At 61.0% G+C, this 4,928-nt stretch carries 4 protein-coding genes; all 4 read right to left on the bottom strand.

Annotated features, from left to right (window positions below):
• Positions 1–90 precede the first annotated feature (90 nt).
• Positions 91–963 carry a glucose-1-phosphate thymidylyltransferase RfbA gene (gene rfbA / locus IBX54_RS12640; RefSeq protein ID WP_296543010.1) on the bottom strand — a complete coding sequence of 291 codons (873 nt, stop codon included), beginning with the start codon at positions 961–963 and terminating at the stop codon, positions 91–93.
• Positions 964–981: 18 nt separating this feature from the next.
• Positions 982–1,884, bottom strand: a complete 903-nt coding sequence (gene rfbD / locus IBX54_RS12635; RefSeq protein WP_296543009.1) for a dTDP-4-dehydrorhamnose reductase — start codon at positions 1,882–1,884, stop codon at positions 982–984.
• Positions 1,885–1,929: 45 nt separating this feature from the next.
• Positions 1,930–3,009 carry a dTDP-glucose 4,6-dehydratase gene (gene rfbB / locus IBX54_RS12630; RefSeq protein WP_296543008.1) on the bottom strand — a complete coding sequence of 360 codons (1,080 nt, stop codon included), beginning with the start codon at positions 3,007–3,009 and terminating at the stop codon, positions 1,930–1,932.
• Positions 3,010–3,092: 83 nt separating this feature from the next.
• Positions 3,093–4,928, bottom strand: a 1,836-nt coding sequence (locus IBX54_RS12625; RefSeq protein WP_296543007.1) for an ABC-F family ATP-binding cassette domain-containing protein, incomplete at its 5' end; no start/stop codon positions are given.

Here is a 4,928-nt window from a genome sequence, read left to right as displayed (position 1 = left end):
TGTGCGGTATCGGGCCGGATACGGGGGGCTCGCAGTGACGATGTCTCTGTTCAAGAAAAGGAACGATGTGACGTGGCAATCCATGTGGATTTACTTGAGCAGGCTCAACAAATATTTGCCATAGCCGTTCTTGGCCAGCGGCGTGGCGAGTTTCAGGATTTGATCGGCATCGATCCAGCCATGGCTGAAGGCGATTTCTTCCGGGCAGGCCACTTGCAGGCCCTGGCGTTTTTGCAGGGTGGCGATGAAGCTGGCGGCCTCCAGCAGGCTGTCGTGGGTGCCGGTATCGAGCCAGGCGTAGCCACGGCCCATCATCTCAACGTTGAGCTGGCCCTGTTCCAGGTAATGCCGGTTGACATCGGTAATTTCGAGCTCGCCGCGCGGCGATGGCTTGATGTGGGCGGCAATGTCGCAGACCTGGTTGTCGTAAAAATACAGGCCGGTGACGGCGTAATTGCTTTTGGGGCGAGTGGGTTTTTCCTCGATGCTGATGGCGCGCCGGTGCTCGTCAAAGGCCACCACGCCATAGCGCTCGGGATCGGTCACGTGGTAGGCAAAGACGCTGGCGCCGCTCGGGCGGGCATCGGCCTGGGCCAGTTGCTTGACGAGGTCGTGGCCGTAAAAGATGTTGTCGCCCAGCACCAGCGCGCTGGGCTGGCCAGCCACAAAGTCGCGGCCGATGATGAACGCCTGCGCAAGGCCGTCCGGACTGGGTTGCACCGCGTAGCTGATGGCCATGCCCCACTGGCTGCCGTCGCCCAGCAGCTCGGCAAAACGCGGCGTGTCTTGCGGTGTGGAAATGATCAGCACTTCGCGAATCCCGGCCAGCATGAGCGTGCTCAAGGGGTAGTAGATCATGGGCTTGTCATAGACCGGCATGAGCTGTTTGCTGACCGCCTGCGTGACCGGGTAAAGCCGGGTGCCGGAGCCGCCAGCCAGGATGATGCCTTTGCGTTGTGTCATGTGATGGGTTCTTGATGTTTAAAGGGTTTCTGCCAGCATGCGGTTCACGCCCAATTGCCAGTCTGGCAGGGTCAGGCCGAAGACAGCTTGCAGCTTGCTGGTGTCCAGGCGCGAGTTGTAGGGGCGTCTGGCGGCGGTAGGGAAGTCGCTGGTGGGCACCGGAGTGACTTCGCGTGCCGTGAGGGTGATCGTCGGCTGAACTTTTTGCGCTTGCGCCAGAGCATGCTTGGCATACTCGAACCAGGTGGTGCAACCGCTGGCAACCAAATGGTAAATGCCGGCCAACGTCTTCTCGTCGGCCTTGTTTTGCATCACCTGGCGAAGGGCGTGCGCGGTGATGTCGGCGATCAGGTCAGCACCCGTGGGCGCGCCAAACTGGTCGTTGATCACGGTGAGTTGCTCACGCTCCTGCGCCAGGCGCAGCATGGTTTTGGCAAAGTTACCACCGCGTGCCGCATAGACCCAACTGGTTCTGAAAATCAGGTGGCGGGCGGCGTGTTGGGCAATTAGCCGCTCACCTTCGAGTTTGCTTTTGCCGTACACGCTCAAGGGGCCGGTAGCGTCGGTTTCAAGCCAGGGGGCGGCACCGCTGCCGTCAAACACGTAGTCGGTGCTGTAGTGCACCAGCCAGGCACCGAGCTTGGCCGCCTCTTGGGCCAGCACCTCGGGCGCCAGCGCGTTGACGGTGTGCGCCAACTCGGTTTCGCTTTCGGCTTTGTCAACGGCAGTGTGGGCCGCGGCATTGACGATGACATCGGGTCGCGTCAGGCGGACCGTGTCGGCCAGGTCGTCCAGCCGACTGAGGTCGCCGCACCACTGGCTGCTGTGACGGTCCAGCGCGATGAGCTGACCCAAGGGCGCCAGACTGCGCTGCAGTTCCCAACCTACTTGGCCATTTTTGCCCAACAAAAGAATTTTCAAAGCCGATTCCTGGAAATTTGGAAATTAATTGGAATCTGACCCCAATTATTGGTACTGCTTTTGCACCCACTCGCGGTAGGCGCCGCTTTGCACGTGGGCGACCCAGTCGGGGTTGTCAAGGTACCACTGCACTGTTTTACGGATGCCGGAGTCAAAAGTCTCGGCGGGTTTCCAGCCGAGTTCTTGCTCGAGTTTGCGCGCGTCGATGGCGTAACGGCGGTCGTGACCGGGGCGGTCGGTCACGTAGGTGATTTGCGCCTTGTACGGTTTGCCGTCGGCATGCGGGCGCAACTCGTCGAGCAGGGCACAGACGGTGTGGACGATGTCCAGGTTGGCCTTTTCGTTCCAGCCGCCCACGTTGTAGGTTTCACCCAGGCGACCGCCCTCGAGCACGCGGCGAATGGCGCTGCAGTGGTCTCTTACATACAGCCAGTCGCGAATCTGCTGGCCGTCGCCATAGACCGGCAGCGGTTTGCCAGCCAGTGAGTTGACGATCAGCAGCGGAATCAACTTTTCAGGAAATTGGTAGGGGCCGTAGTTGTTGGAGCAATTGGTGGTCAGCACCGGCAGGCCGTAGGTGTGATGCCAGGCGCGTACCAGGTGGTCGCTGGCGGCTTTGCTGGCGCTGTAGGGGCTGTTGGGCTCGATGTGGCTCGACTCGGTAAAGGCAGGCTCGTCTTTTTTGAGCGAGCCATAGACCTCGTCGGTGGACACATGTAAAAACCGGAAACTGTCTTTTGTGGGAGCGACGCCCTCGCCGCGATTGTCTTCAGGCAGGCCAGACCAGTAGCCTCGCACCGATTCGAGCAGGTTGAAGGTGCCAACGATGTTGGTCTGGATGAAGTCGCCCGGGCCGTGTATGGAACGGTCCACATGGCTCTCGGCGGCAAAGTTGATGATGGCGCGGGGCTGGTGTTGGCTTAGCAACTGGCTGACCAGCGCGGCATCACCAATGTCGCCCTGCACCAGGGTGTGGCGCGCGTCGCCCTGCAGGCTTTGCAGGTTTTCGGGGTTGCCGGCATAGGTGAGCTTGTCCAGGGTAACGACCGGCTCATCGCTTTGCGCCAGCCAGTCAAGTACAAAATTCGCCCCGATAAAACCGGCACCGCCTGTGACCAAGATCATGATGAATTCCCTAAATGTTGATTGGCAAAAGAACGCGGCAGACATGGATTGCCGCGCTTCGCTCGCAATGACAAATGCTTATCTCAATTTTGGGCAGATTCTATGTCGGTTGACACCTCCAGCCACTGTTCCTCCAGTACCTGCAATTCCTCGTTGACAGCTTTGAGGCGTTTGCCCTGGCTGGCAAAGTCGGCGGGCGGGGGCGACTGGCACAGGTGGCCTTCGAGCTGGGTGCCCTCGGCCTGCAGCGCGGCCATGCGGGCTTCCAGGTCGGCCAGTTTGCGTTTGAGCGAGCCGGTGGGCGCGGGCTTGTGCTTGCGCTTGGCTGCCGCTGCTGTGGCTTCTGCCTGCGCTTTGCGCTCGGCCTTGGCGGCGGCGTTACTGGCCTCTCGGATGGCTTCGCGCTGACGCTTGGCTTCGTCGAGCAGGTAGCGTTGGTAGTCGTCAAGGTCGCCATCAAAGGGCGCCACGCCGCCGTGCGAGACCATCCAGAATTCGTCGCACACACTGCGCAGCAGCGCCCGGTCGTGGCTGACCAGCATGACGGTGCCTTCGAACTCGTTGAGCGCCATGGCCAGCGCCTCGCGCGTGGCCAAATCCAGGTGGTTGGTGGGCTCGTCGAGCAGCAGCAGGTTGGGGCGCTGCCAGACGATCATGCACAACACCAGGCGCGCTTTTTCACCGCCGCTCATGCTGCCCACTGCCTGCTTGACCATGTCGCCGCCAAAGTTGAAGGTGCCCAGAAAGCTGCGCAGGTCTTGTTCGCGGGTTTGCTGGCCAATGATCTTGCCGGCTGCTGTCATGTCTTTCACCAGCCGGATCATGTGCTCCAGCGGCGTGTCAGCCGGGCGCAGCACGTCGAGCTCTTGCTGGGCAAAGTAGCCAATGTTGAGGCCCTTGCCCTCGGTGATCTCGCCGCCGATGGGCTGCAAATCACGCGCGATGGTTTTCACCACGGTCGATTTGCCCTGGCCGTTGGCCCCCAGAATACCGATGCGCTGGCCGGCCAGCACCGATTTGCTGACGTTGCGCACGATCACCGTGGGCGGCGTGCCCTCGGGCGCATCAATGGGTGGCGGGTAGCCAAAACTCACGCCGCTCATCGACAACATCGGGTTGGGCAGGTTGGCGGGTTCCTTGAATTCGAAGGTGAAATCGGCCTCTGAGAGCAGCGGCGCGATCTTTTCCATGCGGTCGAGCGCCTTGACCCGGCTTTGCGCCTGCTTGGCCTTGCTTGCCTTGGCTTTGAAGCGGGCAATGAACTTTTGCAGGTGGGCAATCTTGTCCTGCTGCTTGGTAAACGCGTTTTGTTGCAGTTCCATCTGCTCGGCGCGCATGTCTTCAAACTTGCTGTAGTTGCCGCCATAGCGCACCAGCTTGGCCGCGTCGATGTGCAGCGTGACGTTGGTCACGGCATCCAGAAATTCGCGGTCATGGCTGATCACGATCATGGTGCCTTCGTACCTTTTGAGCCAGGCCTCCAGCCAGACCAGCGCGTCCAGGTCCAGGTGGTTGGTGGGCTCGTCAAGCAGCAGCAGATCACTTGGGCACATCAGCGCACGGGCCAGTTGCAGGCGCATGCGCCAGCCGCCCGAGAAGCTGTTGACTGGCTTGTCGAGTTCGGTGGTCTTGAAACCCAGCCCCTGGATGAGCGCCTGGGCACGTGCCTGGGCATCGTTGACGCCGGCATCCTGCAGCGCCATGTAGGCGTGGGCCATGCGGTCGTAGTCGTCGGTGGCCTCGGCTGCGGTCACCTCTTGTTGTGCTGCCAGCAGCGTGGTGTCACCTTCGACCACAAAGTCGGTTGCACTCTGGTCGGTCTCTGGCATGTCCTGAGCCACCTGGCCCATGCGCCACTGGCTGGGAATGTAGTATTCGCCGCCGTCTTCATGCAGGTTGCCGTTAAAGAGCGCAAACAG

The sequence above is a fragment of the Rhodoferax sp. genome, from assembly GCF_014859475.1.
Classification (GTDB): domain Bacteria; phylum Pseudomonadota; class Gammaproteobacteria; order Burkholderiales; family Burkholderiaceae_C; genus Rhodoferax.
Note: the sequence above shows the minus strand (reverse complement) of the source record. Positions and strands in the feature narration are given on the sequence as shown.

Excerpts from the sequence above, each read along its gene's own strand:
- rfbB (WP_296543008.1), bottom strand. The coding sequence starts at position 3,009 with ATGATCTTGGTCACAGGCGGTGCCGGTTTTATCGGGGCGAATTTTGTA.
- rfbA (WP_296543010.1), bottom strand. The coding sequence starts at position 963 with ATGACACAACGCAAAGGCATCATCCTGGCTGGCGGCTCCGGCACCCGG.